General features: G+C 65.6%; 20 protein-coding genes. 9 read left to right on the top strand and 11 right to left on the bottom strand.

What is annotated here, in order from left to right:
- Window positions 1-295: 295 nt before the first annotated feature.
- From AM590_RS13595 to hemB, 3 genes are all read right to left on the bottom strand, one after another.
- Window positions 296-655, bottom strand: coding sequence for a P-II family nitrogen regulator (locus AM590_RS13595; RefSeq protein WP_004973958.1), 360 nt, complete (start codon window positions 653-655; stop codon window positions 296-298).
- Window positions 652-2,070: an ammonium transporter gene (locus tag AM590_RS13590; RefSeq protein WP_058827943.1), complete on the bottom strand. Its 1,419-nt coding sequence runs from the start codon at window positions 2,068-2,070 to the stop codon at window positions 652-654. The genes AM590_RS13595 and AM590_RS13590 overlap by 4 nt, the downstream gene beginning before the upstream one ends.
- A gap of 364 nt (window positions 2,071-2,434) precedes the next feature.
- A complete protein-coding gene (hemB, locus tag AM590_RS13585; protein WP_058827942.1) occupies window positions 2,435-3,418 on the bottom strand; it encodes a porphobilinogen synthase in 984 nt (327 codons plus the stop codon).
- Between the two features lie 105 nt (window positions 3,419-3,523).
- Between hemB and AM590_RS13580 the strand changes: the two genes are divergently transcribed.
- Window positions 3,524-4,036 (top strand): DedA family protein, encoded by a 513-nt coding sequence (locus AM590_RS13580; RefSeq protein WP_058827941.1) that lies wholly within the window; start codon window positions 3,524-3,526, stop codon window positions 4,034-4,036.
- 77 nt (window positions 4,037-4,113) lie between these two features.
- Here the strand turns inward: AM590_RS13580 and AM590_RS20910 are convergent, their stop codons facing one another.
- Window positions 4,114-4,278, bottom strand: coding sequence for a DUF6757 family protein (locus tag AM590_RS20910; protein WP_172795809.1), 165 nt, complete (start codon window positions 4,276-4,278; stop codon window positions 4,114-4,116).
- 75 nt (window positions 4,279-4,353) lie between these two features.
- On the bottom strand, window positions 4,354-5,148 hold the full coding sequence (locus tag AM590_RS13575; protein ID WP_058827940.1) for a PHP domain-containing protein: 795 nt from the start codon (window positions 5,146-5,148) through the stop codon (window positions 4,354-4,356).
- 131 nt (window positions 5,149-5,279) lie between these two features.
- On the opposite strand from AM590_RS13575, the gene AM590_RS13570 reads away from it, so the two are divergent.
- The gene (locus AM590_RS13570) at window positions 5,280-5,564 is read left to right on the top strand and encodes a hypothetical protein (protein WP_058827939.1); all 285 of its coding nucleotides are present in this window, start codon (window positions 5,280-5,282) and stop codon (window positions 5,562-5,564) included.
- Window positions 5,565-5,707: 143 nt separating this feature from the next.
- On the opposite strand, the gene AM590_RS13565 is transcribed toward AM590_RS13570, so the two are convergent.
- Entirely contained in the window at window positions 5,708-6,715 is a 1,008-nt protein-coding gene (locus tag AM590_RS13565; protein ID WP_058827938.1) for a DUF5784 family protein, read from the bottom strand.
- A gap of 156 nt (window positions 6,716-6,871) precedes the next feature.
- Between AM590_RS13565 and AM590_RS20905 the strand changes: the two genes are divergently transcribed.
- Complete coding sequence (locus AM590_RS20905; protein WP_172795808.1) at window positions 6,872-7,048, top strand: DUF5786 family protein; 177 nt, start codon at window positions 6,872-6,874, stop codon at window positions 7,046-7,048.
- Between the two features lie 28 nt (window positions 7,049-7,076).
- Here AM590_RS20905 and AM590_RS13560 read toward each other — a convergent pair whose 3' ends face one another.
- From AM590_RS13560 to AM590_RS13550, 3 genes are all read right to left on the bottom strand, one after another.
- Window positions 7,077-7,772: a hypothetical protein gene (locus AM590_RS13560; protein ID WP_058827937.1), complete on the bottom strand. Its 696-nt coding sequence runs from the start codon at window positions 7,770-7,772 to the stop codon at window positions 7,077-7,079.
- 85 nt (window positions 7,773-7,857) lie between these two features.
- Window positions 7,858-8,790, bottom strand: a complete 933-nt coding sequence (locus tag AM590_RS13555; RefSeq protein WP_058827936.1) for an NAD(P)H-binding protein — start codon at window positions 8,788-8,790, stop codon at window positions 7,858-7,860.
- 94 nt (window positions 8,791-8,884) lie between these two features.
- The gene (locus tag AM590_RS13550; protein ID WP_058827935.1) at window positions 8,885-9,769 is read right to left on the bottom strand and encodes a YkgJ family cysteine cluster protein; all 885 of its coding nucleotides are present in this window, start codon (window positions 9,767-9,769) and stop codon (window positions 8,885-8,887) included.
- Window positions 9,770-9,886: 117 nt separating this feature from the next.
- Here AM590_RS13550 and AM590_RS13545 point away from each other — a divergent pair, with 117 nt between their 5' ends.
- The 3 genes from AM590_RS13545 (at window position 9,887) to AM590_RS13535 (ending at window position 12,691) form a co-directional block, all read left to right on the top strand.
- Window positions 9,887-10,090: a hypothetical protein gene (locus AM590_RS13545; protein WP_004045177.1), complete on the top strand. Its 204-nt coding sequence runs from the start codon at window positions 9,887-9,889 to the stop codon at window positions 10,088-10,090.
- An 81-nt stretch (window positions 10,091-10,171) separates the two neighbouring features.
- Window positions 10,172-12,091: a helicase C-terminal domain-containing protein gene (locus tag AM590_RS13540; protein ID WP_058827934.1), complete on the top strand. Its 1,920-nt coding sequence runs from the start codon at window positions 10,172-10,174 to the stop codon at window positions 12,089-12,091.
- 405 nt (window positions 12,092-12,496) lie between these two features.
- Complete coding sequence (locus AM590_RS13535; RefSeq protein WP_008091125.1) at window positions 12,497-12,691, top strand: UPF0175 family protein; 195 nt, start codon at window positions 12,497-12,499, stop codon at window positions 12,689-12,691.
- Window positions 12,692-12,823: 132 nt separating this feature from the next.
- On the opposite strand, the gene AM590_RS13530 is transcribed toward AM590_RS13535, so the two are convergent.
- Both AM590_RS13530 and AM590_RS13525 read right to left on the bottom strand, forming a co-directional pair.
- Window positions 12,824-13,954 carry a 60S ribosomal export protein NMD3 gene (locus AM590_RS13530; protein WP_058827933.1) on the bottom strand — a complete coding sequence of 377 codons (1,131 nt, stop codon included), beginning with the start codon at window positions 13,952-13,954 and terminating at the stop codon, window positions 12,824-12,826.
- Between the two features lie 98 nt (window positions 13,955-14,052).
- Window positions 14,053-14,691: a phosphoribosyltransferase gene (locus AM590_RS13525; RefSeq protein ID WP_058827932.1), complete on the bottom strand. Its 639-nt coding sequence runs from the start codon at window positions 14,689-14,691 to the stop codon at window positions 14,053-14,055.
- A gap of 124 nt (window positions 14,692-14,815) precedes the next feature.
- On the opposite strand from AM590_RS13525, the gene htpX reads away from it, so the two are divergent.
- The 3 genes from htpX (at window position 14,816) to AM590_RS20550 (ending at window position 17,178) form a co-directional block, all read left to right on the top strand.
- Window positions 14,816-15,697, top strand: coding sequence for a zinc metalloprotease HtpX (gene htpX / locus AM590_RS13520; protein ID WP_058827931.1), 882 nt, complete (start codon window positions 14,816-14,818; stop codon window positions 15,695-15,697).
- Window positions 15,698-15,703: 6 nt separating this feature from the next.
- Window positions 15,704-16,309 (top strand): hypothetical protein, encoded by a 606-nt coding sequence (locus AM590_RS13515; RefSeq protein WP_058827930.1) that lies wholly within the window; start codon window positions 15,704-15,706, stop codon window positions 16,307-16,309.
- Window positions 16,310-16,800: 491 nt separating this feature from the next.
- Entirely contained in the window at window positions 16,801-17,178 is a 378-nt protein-coding gene (locus tag AM590_RS20550) for a hypothetical protein (RefSeq protein ID WP_157575470.1), read from the top strand.
- The last annotated feature ends 372 nt before the right edge of the window (window positions 17,179-17,550 follow it).

Below are 17,550 nucleotides of genomic sequence, written 5' to 3'. Positions count from 1 at the left end.
ACCATGAGAGATGCTATCTACAGACGTTCATATAACGGTTCGCGTTGACAAACGTCTACAAAAGGGCGTTCTGAGAGACGTATGTCCGATATAGGATGATGTATGTGTTGTATAAGGACGTAAGGCTAGCACTCAGTAAACAAATGTTGCCACGAAATCCTACGAATGTAGTGTAGGATTAGTAATAGGAATAGTTCGGGGCGTTCGTCGAACCCCAGTCGGGTGCGCACTCACGCGGGCCGCGGCGGGAGTGGCAAACAGAGACTTCGAGTCGGTTTCGGTCGTCGGTGCGCGCTCAGACTGCCGGGTTGCCCTCCTTACCGGTTCGGACTTGGACGGCGCTCTCGACGGGGAGAACGAACACCTTTCCGTCACCTTTCTCACCCGTATGGGCGGACTCGGCGATGGCTTCGACTACGTCGTCGACGGGGATGTCGGCGACGACGCACTCGACTTTGACTTTCTGGTGGAGGTCGACGGTGTACTCCTCGCCGCGCCACTGACCTTTCTTCGCGGGTTGGGAGCCGCGGCCGGAGACGTTGGTGACGGTGAGCGACGGTGCGCCCGCCTCAGCGAGCGCGGTTTTCACGTCGGAAAGCTTGTCGGGGCGGATGATGGCCATGACCATCTTGATGCCCTGTTCTTCGTCGCTCATTGGCTGTCACCTCCGTTGGCTTCGACAGCTTCGTCTTCCGCGACGCCGCCGTCGGTGCGCACGTTGCTGCCGCCGTCGGTCGCCGTGGGCGAGCCGAGCGCGCCGTCGGGACCCGCGTCGCCGACGAATTCGGGGTAGACCGAGACGCCGTGTTCGCCGACGTCGAGGCCTTCGACTTCCTCTTCTTCCGAGACGCGGAGGCCGAAGACGGCGTCCGTGATGGCGAAGACGACCGCCGAGGCGAGGATGGTCCACGCGGCGATGACGACCACGCCGATGACCTGCATCACGAGTTGCGTGCCGGAGAAGCCGCTAACTGCGAAGACGGGAATGAGTGCCGTGCCGACCGCGCCCGCGACGCCGTGGACGGCGAAGACGCCACACACGTCGTCGATTTTGAGCGAGTCGACGGTCCAGCGGTACGCCGGCAGGACGATTGCGCCGCCGAGCGCGCCGAGGATGAGGCCGCCCCACCACGTGACGTGGGGGACGGCGCCGGTGACTGCGACGAGACCGGCGAGCAGGCCGTTGGCCATCCAGAGGGGGTCGGGCTTGCCCTGGTAGCTCGTCGAGACGATCATCGCGGCGACCGCGCCGGCGCCCATGCCGAGGGTCGTCACGAGGGCGACGCGACCGAGCGCGGCACCCATGAACTCCAGACCGCCGCTTTCGGTGGTCGCGAGGACCGTCGCCTGCGTGCCGACGTTGAAGCCGTACCAGCCGAACGCGAGGATGAGCGTGCCGAGGACGGCGAGCAGCATCGAGTGGCCCGGGATGGGTTGGCTGTCGCCGTTGGCGTCGAAGCGGCCCTTACGCGGGCCGACCATCTTCGCGCCGACGAGGCCGGCGATGCCGCCGCACATGTGGACGACGGTCGCGCCGGCGAAGTCGAGGTAGCCGACACCGAGGGCGGCACCGATGTAACCGCTCCCCGAGAGGAGGCCGCCGGACCACGTCATGCCCTGCACGACGGGGTAGATGAATCCGGTGATGGTGGCCGCGAAGACGATGTACGCGCGGAAGTCCATGCGTTCTGCGACCGCGCCGGAGACGATGGTGGCGGCGGTCATGGCGAAGACGGCCCCGAAGAGCCAGTCAATCCACGCGCCGGAGTCGCCGATGTACGAGAACGCGGCGGCGACGTCGAAGCCGCCGGGCGACGTGAGGCCGCCGACGATTGTCGCGACCCCCGCGCCGACGAGGAAGTAGACGAGCACGCCGAGCGCCCAGTCCGTCATGTTCTTCATCAGTACGTTGCCCACGTTCTTCGCGCGTACCTGCCCTGCCTCTAAGAGCGCGAAGCCCGGCTGCATGAAGAAGATGAGGAACGAGACGACGAGGATCCAGACGTAGTTGACCCCCTGCGCGATAACGCTCGGGTCGACCTGCAGTGGAATCACGACTGCCCACCCCATGCGGCCACGAGTGACCGTTCAGCTACTTTTGCTCCGTATCCGTGTGGATTCTGGTGCTTCATCACGGTTCGGCTTCATGGTGAGTTAGTACATAAAGTGTGGGGTTGATTTTGTCAAATTTAGTGGGGCGTAATACCACAACTGCACAAAATAGGCTAGAATATTACGCATATAAGGTTGTATATCGTCCAAGGATTTTGAGATTCTCGGAGATTCTGTGGACGAACGTTCAGGAAAATGTTGCCTAACAAGTGTGTTTTGGCCGTGCGCACCGCGGTATCGTGTCTCGTGGTTCGGTGTTCGAACCGCGTCGTTCCATGTCGAGCGACCGTCCGAGAGTCGGCTGACTCGCCCGCTCAGCGCCTCAGTCGAGCTGCCGCGCCACGCGCTCCGCGAAGTACGTGATGATGAGGTCCGCGCCCGCCCGTTTCATCGACAGGAGCGACTCGCGGGCGACCTCGTCGAGGTCGAGCCAGCCCTTCTCGGCGGCGGCGTGGAGCATCGCGTACTCGCCGGAGACGTTGTAGGCGGCGACCGGGTGGTCGTAGCCCTCGCGGATGGCGCGGACGATGTCGAGGTACGGCAGGCCCGGTTTGACCATCAGTACGTCCGCGCCCTGTTCCACGTCGAGCGCGACCTCGCGCAGCGCCTCGCGGGCGTTCGCGGGATCCATCTGGTAGTGTCGTCGGTCGCCGAAGGCCGGCGCGCCGTCGGCCGCGTCGCGGAAGGGGCCGTAGAAGGCGCTCTCGTACTTCGCGGCGTAGGACATGATGGGCACCTCGTCGCGGCCGGCGTCGTCGAGGGCGGCGCGAATCGCGCCGACCATCCCGTCCATCGAGGCCGAGGGGGCGACCATGTCCGCGCCCGCCTCGGCGTGGGAAACGGCCGTCTTCGCGAGCAGGTCGAGGGTCGGCCCGTTTTCCACCGTCAGCGTCGGGTCGTCCTCGGCGTGGTCCTCCAGCACTCCGCAGTGGCCATGGTCGGTGTACTCGCACAGACACACGTCCGTGATGACGTAGGCGTCCGTCTCGGCGGTGATGGCTCGGACGGCCTCCTGCACGACACCGTCTCGCGCGTACGCGCGAGTCCCCTCGGGGTCTTTCGACTCGGGGATGCCGAAGACGATGACGGCCTCGACGCCCGCCTCGCGCACCTCGGCGACGCGGTCGGCGGCCTCGTCGACCGGCACGCGCTCGTGGCCCGGCATGGACTCGATGGGGACGCGCTCGTCGGTCGTCGCGTCCACGAAGACGGGCGCGACGAGGTCGGTCGCGTCAAGGGTCGTCTCCGAGACGAGCGGGCGAACCCCGTCGGTTCGAAGCCTGCGGGGACGGTCGGTGAACTCCATACGCGGGGTTCGGTTGGCGGCGGCAAAATGCCGTCGCTCCCGTCGCTTCGCGCCGGGTTAGCAAACCCATAATGAACACGGTGTCGTTCGAACCGCGCACACGACATGAGCGCCTTCACCGCCCAACTCCCCGACGTCATTCGGGAGCTCCTCGCTTCCGACCTCGCTCTCGTCGCCCTCTTTTTCGTGTTCGTGCTTGAGGGCGCGATGCTCCTCTACGTCGCGCCGAGCGAACTCCTCGTGCCCGGGGCGCTGGCGCTGGTCGGCGAACGACTGTTACTCCCGATTCTCGGCGTCGCCGTACTCGGCGCGACGGTCGGTCAGGTCGCGCTGTTCTTCGTCGCCAAGCGGGGCGGCCGCGAGTACCTCCTGTCGCGGTCGTGGTTCCGCGTCAGCGAGGACTCCCTCGACCGGTTCGACGGCTGGTTCGACCGCTGGGGCCCGGTCGTCGTCCCGCTGAGCAACGCGATGCTGTTCACGCGCGGGATGCTCACCGTTCCGGCCGGCCTCTCGGGTATGTCGGCGAAGCGGTTCGTCGCCCTCTCGGCAGTCGGAACCGTCGCGTTCGAGAGCGCGCTCGCGGCGCTGTACGTGTTCGGCGGTCAGGTTCTCGCGTGACCGACCGCTCCGTCGCGGGGAGCGTTCGGCGTCGCGGGTAGGAAGGCGTTAGTGGAGGGACACCTGCTAACCGGCCGCTACGTTGTTCGATTAATGTCGAGTTTTTCCTTCAGGGCGGCGAGTTCCTCGGATTCGGCGAGTTCCTCGACCCGCTTGCGGAAGTGTCGCTCGCAGAGACCGACCTTAATGTGGTCCTTCTCCGCGGCGTATGCGGCCTCACGGTCGCAGTAGTGACACTGCATATCCCCCCTTCAGTTCCGATAGGATTTAACTCTACGCCCCACGGCACGTTCAGCATTATTCACGGACTAACACGGTTAGAGACCGTCTACCGCGGCGGCGAATCGGGTGAAGTCGGCCGCCGGCGGTCCGGCGCGCCCGAGCGTCTCGTCGTGGGCGTCGCTTCCGCCCGTGGCGAGCAGGTCGTAGCGCTCGATGGCCTCGTCCACGAGACCGCAGTCGACCGCGAAGCCGTAGGGGTAGTAGCGTTCGACGGCGTCGAGGTCGGCACAGAGGTCGAGCGCGCCGGCGGGGTCGCGGTAGCGGAACGGATGCGCGAGGCCGACCACGTCGCAGGCGTCCCGGAGGGCCGCCACGCCGTCGTCGAACGTCGGGAGTTCGCGCGCGACGTAGCAGGGGCCGTCCGCGCCGATGAGCTCGTCGAACGCCCCTTGGTAGTCGTAGGGAGCGTCGCTGGCGTCGATAGCGCGGGCGACGTGCGGCCGACCGACGCCGTCGTGGATCTCGATGTCGAGGCTGACTCCGGTTTCTTCCTCGACCGCCGCGACGATTTCGCTGGCGCGCTCCACGCGGTTCCGTTGGAGGCGCTCGACCGTCTCGACGAGGGCGGGCCGCTCTCTGAGGCCGTAGCCGAGGAGGTCGACCCGGCGGTCGCCCGCGTCGACGCGCAGTTCGATGCCCCGGACGATAGTCACGCCGTCGCGTTCGACAACCGGTGCGTCGAGGTCCGGGTGGTAGCGGTCGTGGTCCGTCACGGCCACCACGTCCACCCCGCCTGCGCGGGCGGCGGTCGGGAGCGCATCCACGGTGAGCCGGCCGTCCGAGGCGGTCGTGTGGAGATGGAGGTCCGCGACCGGCGGGCTGTCGTCCATGCAACTGGTCGGGGCGAGGGGCAGACAAACGTTGCGCCCGATCCATCATTAAGGACGATTAAAGACTGCAAGGGCACTAATCAAATACATGGAAAATCATTAAGAATGATGCCGGCACAGTTGTGGGTGTAATGCGCCTGAACGGACTCGGCGACGCCATCGATCGCCACGAATACCCGATTAGCTCGACCGACTTCGCCCAACGCTACGGCGACGAAGTAATCGAGCTCCAGAACGGTCAGGAGACTGTCGCACAGATCCTGGCCCGTCTCGGCGACGAGACGTACACGTGCCCGCAGGACGTGCGGGACGCCCTCTTCACCGGCGTCGGCCACGAGGCGATTGGTCGTCGATACTACAGCGACCGCGACCCGTCCCCGCTCGGTGAGAACGGGCCCGAGATGGTCTCGTTCTGAGGCCGGCTCTCGTCCCGTCTCGATTTTTCTTTCTGACCGCGACCCGTGAGCCGTCGGCTCGGCGTCTCGCTCGCTGGTCCGTTAATTCTCACATTCCAGTCGCTCAGGGGTTGTGACGGCCGACAGCCGACCAGAACGACGCGTCAGTTAGAGAGCCACGGCAGGTCCACCGGGACCGACCCCTTCGAGTAGCCTTCGACGTGCCCCGACGGGCGGAGCCGGAAGACCACCGCGGGTCGGTGCCGCACGTCGGGCTTCTCGCCCATGATGGCGGACCAGTCGTCGTCGGGGAACGACGAGCAGTCGACGAACAGGGTCACGCCGCCGCCGTGTTCGGCGAGCTGGCCCTCGCCGTTGGTCTTGGTCTGTGCCGTGTCCCGAATCGCGGCGATGGGGTTGCTCACGGAGCGTCGGTTCGGCGGGAGCGGCCGCGTCACCTCGATGAGCGCGCCGCCCGCGGGGGTGTTCTCCGCGCGGAAGTCGATGGAGTGGCCGGTCGTCACGGCGATTTCGGGCGTGATGTCGTACCCCGCCTCGTCGAGGAGATACGCCACGTCGAACTCGCCCATCGCCGCGGCCATCCGTATCGGGTCGAAGTACTCCGAGGTGCCGAGCTTTCCGGCCATGACCTCGCGGTACTCGTCGAGGACGCCCGTGGCGAAGAACGACTCGTAGAACTCCAGGGCCTCCTCGCGGGTCGCGTCCGGGAAGCCCGCCGCGTGGTCGTGGAAGAACTCGCGGGTCGTCTCGCGGCCGTCCTTCGAGAGGAACACCGGGAGGAAGAACCACGAGAGGTGCGGATAGGGCTTCAGCCACGGCGACTGGTCGAACAGCTCGGCGATGAGTTCGCGCTGGGCCCACCGGGAGACCTCGAAGGGAGCCTCGTCGAAGCCCTCCTTGTCGGTCCGCCACAGCGAACTCGGCGTCTCGGTGTTGCCTATCCAGTAGGCGTGGTCGTCGGTCCACGCGAAGAGGGCGGTGTCGCCGTTGTCCATGTCGAACCGACGGGCCTCGTACCCCTCGGGCGGTGCGTACCACGGTGCACCCATCTCGGCGCCGAGGTTGGCGTCGAGCGGCTGGAAGATGTCGCGGGTGATGCGCGAGTCGTCCCAGCGTCCGGGGGCGTAACGAAAGCGAAGCGGGCGTGCCACACACGGTGTAGTTCGGCGATTGTTTTTACCCTTTCCTGCCGCGGGGCCCGTTTTCACCGGTCCCCTACCCCTTCTGACTCCCGCCCGGCTGAGTATCACGATTGTGAATCTCTCCGATAGCTATATGTGGCACACACCCACATGGTAAGTCGAACCATGTCAATGGGGGCATACGACGAAGCCGAACACGAACGCCGCGAGCGGATGACGAGCCAGGTCGAACCCGGGACCGACGACGACCGGAAGACCTACCGTGGGAGCGTCGAGTACGACTCCGGCGACTCGACCGACGCGCTGCTCGAACAGTTCAAGCAGATGAAGTCAGACGACTGACCCGGTCCCTCTCCTGTTCCTGCGTACCTCACGTCCTCGTTAGCGCCGCCGCCGTCACCGACACGACGGTCACGGCGACGACGTGCCCGCCGACCGCGAAGAGGAGTACCGGCTGGTCAGCGATGAACGGGAGCAACAGCAACTGCGCGACCGCGAAGCCGACGTTCAGCAGGTTCACCCGCCTGACCGTCCCGGCGGTCGGGCCGTCGAACCGGTAGCGGACCGCCCCCCAGAGGCCGACGACGGCCGCCCACCACGACGTGCCGATTCGGTAACAGAGGTCCCAGAGGACGAGTAGCGTCAGGTAGACGACCACGACCGGCGGTTCGGGGCCGAACAGCGTCGTCATGAGCGGCGTCCCCGGTTGCTGCGGGTCGAAGACAAACAGGTGCGTCACGAGCGCGACGAACGCGAGTACGCCCAGCACGACCTCGATGCTCGACCCGAACAGCAGGCGTCGATAGGGCGCGGGCACCCTCGCGGCGCGGGTCCACTCGCCCATGCGGAGCATCACGACGCTCCCCGCGGCCGCGACCACGATGGCCGCGGTGCCCGCGACCGCCGCGGCCCACAGGTCGTACACCCACGCGAAGAAGAGCACCGCGACCTCGAAGACGGCGATTTGGAGGGCGATGGCTCCCGCCTCGCCGATTCTCACGCCCGGGAGCGCGCCGACGATGCTCTCGTACACCCACGTTTCGCCGTACTCCGGGGCGTCGTTCATATCCCGCTCCTACGGCCCCGCGGTATATCAATCGCCGCCGCACTCGGGGCGCTCGGGGCACGCTGGCGGGCGGTTCGCGTCCCGCTCACGTCGGGGTCGTCGACGCCGGCTCGACGGCTCGTTCCCGCAGTTCGCGCTCCTCGCGGAGCGCCCGCTCGACCGCGGCGTCGAACGGCATCTCGTCCACCTCGACGATGTCGCGGATGCGGTCGTCGCCGACGATAACGGGGTTTTTCAGCCCCTCGATGAGCGGTCGGGCGACCCCCGTGTCCACGTCGGTGACGAGCCCGATCCAGTACGACGAGAGCCGCGGCGTCAACACGGGCACGGCGACGATTCGGGGCGCGTGGCCCAACTGCGCGCCGACGCGCTGGAGCATCTCCCGATAGGTGAGCACGTCCGGGCCGCCGATTTCGTAGGTCTCGCCCGCCGTCTCGGGGTGGTCGAGGACGCCGGCGAGGTAGGCGACCACGTCCGCGATGGCGATGGGTTGGCACCGCGTCTCGACCCACTGCGGCGTCACCATGACCGGGAGGCGCTTGGCGAGTTGCCGGACCATCTCGAAACTCGCGCTCCCCGCGCCGACGATGATGGCCGCCCGGAGCGTCGTGAGTTCGGGTGCGCCCGACGCGAGGATGTGTTCGACCTCGCGGCGCGACCGCAGGTGCGGCGAGAGCTGGTCGCGGTCCTCGCCGAGACCGCCGAGGTAGACGATTCGTCCGACTCCGGCGGACTCGGCGGCGTCGACGAAGTTGCGGGCGGCGAGTCGGTCGCGCGCCTCGAAGTCGCCGCCGGAGTGCATCGAGTGGATGAGGTAGTACGCCGCGTCGACGCCCGCCATCGCGGGGGCGAGCGTCGCCGGTTCGAAGATGTCGCCTTCGACTACGTCCACGTCCGGCGGACCGTCGTAGCGCGCCGCGTCGCGGACGAAGACGACCACGTCGTGGCCGGCGTCGAGGAGGAGGGGCACGAGGTGCCGGCCGACGAATCCGGTCGCACCGGTCACGAGCACTTTCATGCTGTTCGATAACGCCGCGCACGATGTTAACGTATCGCCCGCCCGACCGGGAACTGTCCGTTGCCCACTCGCCGGCCCGCCGTCCGGCCGCGGGTCAGTCGTCGCCGCGAACCGCGTCCCAGCCGGGGGTTTCCGGCGCGCCGCGAGCGACTTCGACCTCGTCGGGGTCAGGTGCTCCGTCGGCCGCGCTCCCGAGGCGACCGGCGACGGCCTCCCACGCGGCGACTGCACCGCCCGCCCACGACTCGCTTTCGAGCGTCTTCGCACGCGCTCGCGAGGCGCGGTCGTCGTCGACCTCCGTCGACCCGGGGTGCGACCCGACCGCGACACCGACGAACTCCGCGCGGTCCTCCGGTGTCAGATCGCGTGTTTTGAGGTGTTCGATGGTCCCCGCCAATCGCTCGGGCTCGGGGTGGACGAACACCTTCGCGCCGAGGGCATGAGGACCGAGGAGCAGGCCGTGGAGGTCGTCCGGGGGCGTGTTGTCGAGCAGGCGCTCGCCGCCGTGGTGTCGCTCGACGCGCTCGCACTCGGTCTCTTTTCCGAGGACGAGGTTGTGGCCCGGATACTCGGCACACTCGTCGGGATAGAACTCGGTGTCGTGAATGCGACACTGGAGGGTCTCGGGGTCGAGAAACGCGCAGGCGCGGAGCCACGTCCGCTCCAGGCCGAACGGCGCGACGGGCTTCGGCGGCTTGCGCATGCCGACGAAGAACGCCGGCTTCCCGGCGATGGCCGCGAGTTCGACGCCGTCGATTTCGACGCCCTCGCCCGGCGACGCTTCCCACAGTCGCGGGGTGAGGACGTCGCCGAGGCCGGCCTCAACGAAGTCCCGAATCTCGTCGCGGGTCAGCGGGACGAGGTTGTAGGTGTCGTCGAGCGGCGCGCGCGGCCCGCGGCGCTCGTGGTCGAGCGGGACCGGCGCGACCGGTCGCCAGTCGATACAGCAGCCCGCACAGCCTTCGCAATCGACGCGCATGCCACGAAAGTTATACGCCAGCCGACAAGAGTCTCCCGGCGGGTCGGCGACGCCGGCCGATTACGGCTCCGACAACGCGGCGGGGCGCTTTTGTCGCCTCAGGTCCTCAGTTCTCATATGACCTCCGAACCGTGCGACGCCTGCGGGAAGGGCGTCCGCATCGCCGGCGGCATCGGCGACCTCTGGAACTTCCCCACCTCCTCGTCCGGCGGGATGACGTTGGAACTCGTCGACGGTTCCGAGCACTTCCTTTGTTTCGACTGCATGGAGCGACTGCCGGGCGACCGCGAACCGACCGCTGAGGACGTGGCGGCGCTTTAGACTCGGTTTTCTCGCGTTCGATGATGCCGCGACCGCACCCCGGAGCGGTGGATTTAGGCCCGTCCGAGGACTCCATCGACCGTGGACCCGTCGCGCATCATCGACTCGTTTCCGGCCCCCAGTTTCCGCGGCGCGCAGGAGCAGGCCCTGCGCGATATCCGCGACGCCTTCGCCGACGGCAACGACGTGGTCTTGGTCCGCGCGCCGACCGGGAGCGGTAAGTCGCTTCTCGCCCGCGCCATCGCGGGGTCAGCGGCGACCGTGGACGAAACCTCGCCCGCGCAGGCGACCGACGCCTATTACACGACCCCACAGGTCTCGCAACTCGACGACGTGGCTGAGGACGACCTGCTTTCGGACCTCAAGATAATCCGCGGTAAGTCCAACTACAACTGCATCATCCGCGGCGAGGAGGACACCCCGGTCGACCGCGCACCCTGCGCCCGGAAGCGCGGCTTCGACTGCTCGGTCCGGCACCGCTGTCCGTACTTCTCCGACCGCGCCATCGCCTCGAACCGTCAAATCGCGGCGATGACGCTCGCGTACTTCATGCAGACCGCCGGCTCCGACGTGTTCCGAAAGCGCGACGTGGTCGTCGTCGACGAGGCCCACGGGCTGGCCGAGTGGGCCGAGATGTACGCGACTATCGACCTGAAGCCCCGGACCGTGCCGGTGTGGGATGACATCGGCGTCCCCGACGTGACGGCCGCGGGCGACCCCGTCGAGCGCGCCTCGCGCTTCGCGGAGACGCTCGCCGGCGTCTGCAAGCGCGAGAAAGACGAGTTGCTCACGAAGTCCGACCTGACGCCCGAGGAGGCCGCCCGCCGCGACCGCCTGCAGGAACTCATCGGCGAGCTGCAGTGGTTCGTCGAGGACTACCGCGACCCCCAGAGCCCGACGACGTGGGTCGTCGACCAGCACGACGGCGAGGGGTCGCCCATCGCTATCAAGCCGCTCGACCCCGCGAAGTACCTCAAACACACCGTCTGGGACCGCGGGAACAAGTTCGCGCTCCTGTCGGCGACAATCCTCAACAAGGCGGCGTTCTGCCGGTCGGTCGGCCTCGACCCCTCGAAGGTCGCGCTCGTGGACGTGGAACATACGTTCCCCGTCGAGAACCGGCCGCTGTACGACGTGACGCAGGGGAAGATGACCTACGAACACCGCGACGAGACACTCCCCAAAATCGCCCGCCTCGTCGTTCGCCTGATGGCGAAACACCCCGACGAGAAGGGGCTGATTCACTGCCACTCCTACGCGATTCAGGCGGAGCTTCGCCGCCGACTCGCCGAGATGGGCCTCGGCAACCGCGTCCGCGGCCACGACCGCGACGACCGAAACGTGGAACTGGAGACGTGGAAGGCGACCGACCGCCCGGAGGTGTTCCTCTCCGTGAAGATGGAGGAGGCGCTGGACCTGAAAGGCGACCTCTGTCGCTGGCAGGTGCTCTGTAAAGCGCCGTATCTCAACACGAACGACTCCAGAGTCGCCCGCCGCCTCGAAGACGGCCAGTGGGCGTGGTACCGCCGTGCCGCCCTCCGAACCGTGATTCAGGCGTGTGGTCGTGTCGTGCGCGCGCCCGACGACTACGGCGACACCTACGTCGCCGACAGCAGTCTGCTCCAACTGTTCGACAAGACGCGGACCGACATGCCCGACTGGTTCGCGGCACAGGTCGACCGGATGACGAAACCCGACCTCCCCGAGTTCGACCCCGTCGCGGCGGGCGGCCGCGGGGGCAACGCGGGCAACCCGACCGGCGGGACCGCGAACCTTGGCGGCTCGACGACCCGGTCGTCCGGAGCGTCGGGTGCGGGTTCTGGCTCGCGGCGCGATTCGACTCGCGGTTCGGGTTCTTCGGGGACCCGTGCCGGTGGTTCTGGTGGCTCCGGTGGCACGTCAGCCGGTAGTTCCGGCGGTCGCGGTAGCGGCGGCTCGTCCGGCGGCTCCGACGACAGCGGCCGGAGCAACCACCCGCTTTCCGACGTGTGGGGCGAGTGATTACAGGAAGAGGCTGGCCCCAGAGAGCAGCGCCGACCCAATCATGAGCGCGACGAGCGTCAGCGCGATAACCTGCTGTCGGTCCATGGCCGTGCGTTGGACGGCCGGTAATTAACGCTTCTGCACCGGTTCGCACGAGTGATAACCGACGCTCGGCGGATGCGCCCGCCATCACGGTGTCATGCCATCTCGTCCCGTTCGAGCGGCAAAAATCGCCATAGTGTCCAAGAGAGTCGCCGCCTCCGACACATTTCCTCAATGATTGTTAATGCGCTTGTCTGTTTGGCAAACTAGATGCGAAAATAGGATATCGTTTGTAAAGCTATATCTCTCCTAACTTCGTCTTTGACACGCTTTCTCACGAAATAGTTAACACCAATGCCCCTGAATGGTGGAGTATCGGCCATGCACACCAACGCACTCGCCACGGCGATGACACTGTATCGTAGTGGGACACTCACACTCTCGCAGGCGGCCGCTCGCTCCGGCTACTCCGAGGACGACCTGCTCCTCGCCCTCCAGCGCCACGGTGTGCCCGTGCACGAAGACGACGCTCCGGCCGCGTCCCTCTCGACGGACCGGCCGGCCAGCGCCGACTGATTCTGCTCCGTCGTTCGATTATCTCTCGTTCCTGAGCGGCCGCTTTTCCTGTTCAGTTGTCGGTCGACTCACGATTCGTAAAAGCGCAAACGCCGTCGCCACCGCGTTCCGTCTCTCCTCGCTGCGGTCTGCTTACTCCTCGTCCTCGTCTTCGACGACCTCGTCCGGGAGGATGTGTAGTCCCGACTGGCTCTTGAGGACCGGCACCATTGTGGCGTCGGGGTCGAAATAGTCCGGCCGCGGGATGGTCTTCGCCTCGTACGTCTCGGGGTCGAGCACCTGCACGGCGTGTTCGTCCTCGACGGTGACGACGGTGGTCTCCGCCGCGTCCTCGACGGAGCCAAGGTCCTCGGCTTCGGGCCGCTCGCCCTCCTCGAACTCCGACTCGTAGGAGTCGCCCGAGGTGAGACGCGTCCCCTTGAGCCGACCGCGGTTGCTCCGCACGAGGACCGGCCCGTCGCCGTCTTCGGGGTCGATGACGTCGCCGGCGGTAAACCGCGGCAGGCGGGCGACGAACGTGACGCGGTAGACCTCGTTGCCGTCGCCGTCCTCCGTGACGAGCGTCGGGTGTTCCTCGATGGTACCGCCGAAGCGTTCGCGAATCTGCTTTGCGACACCGCTTCCCATCTTGTTGGTCGAAATCTTGATGTTCGGGCCGTTGGGTGTCCGCTTGATACTCGAGATGAACGCGTCGCGGTCGCCTTTCTCCTCGCGTTCCGCGATGTAGGACTCGGCGATCTCGATGGCCGTCTCGGCCTCGTCCGTCGTCGGCGTCCGGTCGTCGGCGCGGACCTGCACGAGGCTGGCGAAGTAGCCGCCTGCGATGCGGCCGCAGCGCTGGCAGGTCTCGCGGGCGATGCTCACCGGGACGACGACGGACTCCTCCAGCGGCGTGCCGCGGACGACGCCCGAGAAGTGGCAGTGCATCCGGATGTTGTTCTCGTCTATCTGCTCGGGTTCGACGCCCCAGCGGACCTCCTCGGCGTTGAGGTGGACGCCGAGGGAGTTCGATACCTCCTCGATGGCGATGTCGGTGTAGTCGCGCGCGCCGACGTCGACCCACCGGTTCCCCCGGTGAATCGCGCCGCACTGCGCGCAGACGCGGACCTGCACCTCGTCAGGTGCGTCCACGAGGTCGAAGTCCTCGAAGTAACACGAGTCGCAGAGCACGGCGTCGCGCTCGCGCGGCATCCCGGGGAGCGGTTCCGGTCGCTCCGGAACCGGGTCGCCGCACCGAGGGCAGAAGTCGCGGGATTCGCTCATTGACGGCTCTAGTCCGTTCGACCGCTTAAGTTCGGCGTCACGGCTCGCCGGTGAACGCCGGCTGTCGTCGATATGTGCCTCGGCAGCCGTGAGCCGTCTCAGTCTCCGTCCGCCCCGTCGCGGAGGTACGACGCGGCCTCCTCGGCTGACACCTGCACGAAGTCGCGGTAGAACGCGCCGACGGCCCCGAACGCCTCCGGCGACTCGACCGCGACGACCGCGTCGCACTCGGCTTCGAGGTCCGAGAGAGTGTGCGGCGGGCCGACCGGGACCGCGAGAACGACGCGCTCCGCGTCGCCGGCGACGACTTGCCGCAGGCACGCTCGGGCGGTCGCGCCCGTGGCGACGCCGTCGTCGACGACGACCACGCGCTTTCCGGCCACGTCGGGAAGCGGGTCGCCGCCGCGGTACAGCGACACCTTCTCTCTCGCCGCCTCGGCCTCGCGCTCGCGCTCGCGGTCGAGGTAGTCGTCGCCAACGTCGAGATACGAGAGCAGGTCGTCGTTCCACCACGCACTCCCGTCGCCCGCGACTGCCCCCACGGCGAGTTCGGGGTTGTCGGGTGCGCCGACCTTGGACGCGACCACCACGTCGAGCGGCGCTCTGAGGCGGTCCGCGACCTCCCTGCCGACGGGGAGTCCGCCTCGCGGGATGGCCAACACGAGGTCCGCCGTCTCTTCTCGCTCGTCGAGCAGGTCCGCCAGCCGGCGGCCCGCGTCTTCCCTATCGGCGAACATGTCACCCGGAACTACGTGCTCCCGCGGCAAAACGGTGTATCCCCATTCTCCACGCTTCGGGCGCCAGCGTGCGACGCCTTCGCACTCCAACAGCGTTTATTAGCCGGATTACTAATCACGTGGTATGAACTGGAAACCGGACTGGGGACTTCGCGGGCGGATGGCGCTCACGATGTTCCTCCTGTTCGCCCTCTACATCGTCTTCGCGGGGGTGTTGTTCGCCTACTTCCAGAGCCTCGCCGTCATGGCCGGGTTCATGGGCGTCTTCCTCTTCGCGCAGTTCTTCTTCAGCGACAAAATCGCGCTGTACAGCATGGGTGCGACCGTCGTCGACGAGGACGACGGCCCGCAGGCGCGGAAACTCCACGCGATGGTCGGTCGCCTCTCTCAGCAGGCGGACCTCCCGAAGCCGAAGGTCGCCATCGCCGACACGCGCGTCCCGAACGCCTTCGCCACGGGTCGCTCCCAGAAGAGTTCGGCCGTCTGCGTCACGACCGGCCTGATGGACACCCTCGACGACGAGGAACTGGAGGGCGTCATCGCCCACGAGCTCGCGCACGTGAAGAACCGCGACGTGATGGTCATGACCATCGCGTCGTTCCTCTCCAGCATCGCCTTCCTCATCGTCCGCTGGGGCTGGTTCTTCGGCGGCGACGACAACCGCCAGAACGCGCCGGTCATCGTGGCCATCATCGCGTCGCTCCTCGTCTGGATAATCTCGTACCTGCTGATTCGGGCGCTCTCGCGCTACCGCGAGTACGCCGCCGACCGCGGGGCCGCCGTCATCACCGGTCGTCCCTCGGCGCTGGCGTCCGCGCTCCTCAAGATTTCGGGCCGGATGGACAACGTCCCGAAGCGCGACATGCGCGACACCTCGGAGATGAACGCGTTCTTCATCATCCCCATCAAGTCGGACTTCATCGGCCGTCTGTTCAGCACTCACCCCTCGACCGAAAACCGCGTCGAGCGCCTCCGCGACATGGAGCGCGAGATGGAGACCGTCTAAGCACCGATGGGGCTGTTCGATTCATTCCGCGCCATGCTCGGCATCAGCGCCGAGTCCGACGCGACCACCAAAGCGGACCCCGAGGACCTCTTCGGGATGAGCACGGCGTACCTCACGATGGAGGCCGACCTCCGGTTCGACTCGGCCGACGAGGCGGCGCTGTGTTTCTCCTCCGTCGATAGCACCGACTTCGCGGACACCGTCGACGCCGTGGAGGACATCCTCACCGCCGGAGGCGAGGAGACCGGAACCGAGTTCCGCCGCCACACCGACGGCCACGGCTACAACTGGGTCGTCCTCGCCGACGACGACCCCGAGGACCTCGTGACGAGCGTCCACTTCGCCGCCGACGAGTTTATCGAGCGCGGCTACGGGTCGCGCCTGCTCGCCGCCCTGTTCGGCTTCGAGCGCGACGGCGACCGCGCCTACTGGATTTACTCGTTCCGCCGCGGGGCGTACTACCCCTTCGCTCCGCAGGGCACCTCCTCGCGGAATCAGAGTCTGGAGTTCAAACTCGAATCCGTCCTCGACGGGGAACTGACGATAGAGGACGACGAGAGCTACTGGTACCCGCTGTGGCCGTCGACGCGGAACGGCCACCCGTGGGAGTGAGGGTTTGACCTGACGGCTCTGTTGCTGGTGGTTTGTTGAGGCCGTGCTGACTCGGTGGAAATTCTGCTATCCCAGCGGAGCATGAATCAAACATGGACGCAAGAGACTGAGCTGTATTCCGCGCCGCGGAGCGTGTGATGCTAACTGCTCTGAGTGTGAAAGAAGCCGACTTATGGCGATCTCCACACAAAGCAGTGGTGAGGAAGTGACATTTGATAACATAGCAACGAATTGCCCACTATCAACTAAGAAATCCGAAGTCATTGAGGTTGCAGAATCTGAGATGGATGAGGCACGTAGTGAACGAATTCGGGACCGCCTCGATAAGCCTGCACCATATAGTGAATAACCACAACTAGGAGGTCTGCCAGTACTATTATTCGTTTCAAAATATTGAATCTATTCAGATGACTGAATCTGCTCCGATTTCCAGTTCACGACGACGGATACTTGCAATAATCGGGATTTCGGCCTTCGGAGGGTGCTTAGGTATGACCAGTGAGGATACTGAATCTAAACCGCCAGGCCTTGACAGCATCTACGTACGGAACCAACGTACCCAGGAAACAGAAACGTTGGTGACTGTCAGCCGAGACGGGGACAGTATCTATGAGAAGTCTCACACACTTGATGGTAAATCCACTAATTCATATGGAGAGGTTCTTATCGAAGAAGACTGGTTAGGCGAACAAACATCGTACAAAATAGAGATTTCTGCAGAGGGTGTCGGCGAAGAATCATTTTCAACGGGAGATTTTCTTGAGTATGCAGGTGGGACTGAAGGCTTTGATTGTTACGAGGTTACCGTTGTGGTTGATACAGACTCCATCGGCTTCCGACCTGCTGCACGGGAAAACTGCCGAAATTAGTAGCGTTCCGATGAGGATCTGCTTGAAGGGTTACTCAATAGACCCTCCGTTCGATAGTAATGATAGAACTCACCTTTGTCCTCAATTCGGTTCTCCTGCTCCTCGGAGTGATTATGATACTGACTCCAATCTGGGCAGTAAATTTCGATAAGAAATGTTGGTCATCTCTTCCCTTCTCTCGGCCGTGGAGCCATACTGACGGGACTCAACGCTTGCTCTATCGGTTTCTAGGTGTAGTGTGGCTGCTTCAAGCTATGAGCTACTTCTACTGGTAGACACACCTTCTGAGGGTGTCATAGAACGATTAGCACACCAAAGAGCAGGGTGAATGCTGAGGTGGAATGAGCTCAGCGACCCTGCAAGATGATCCTT

The sequence above is a fragment of the Haloferax sp. Q22 genome (genome assembly GCF_001482285.1).
Classification (GTDB): Archaea; Halobacteriota; Halobacteria; order Halobacteriales; family Haloferacaceae; genus Haloferax.
The sequence above is the reverse complement of the archived record's forward strand: the minus strand, read 5'-3'. Positions and strand labels throughout refer to the sequence as shown.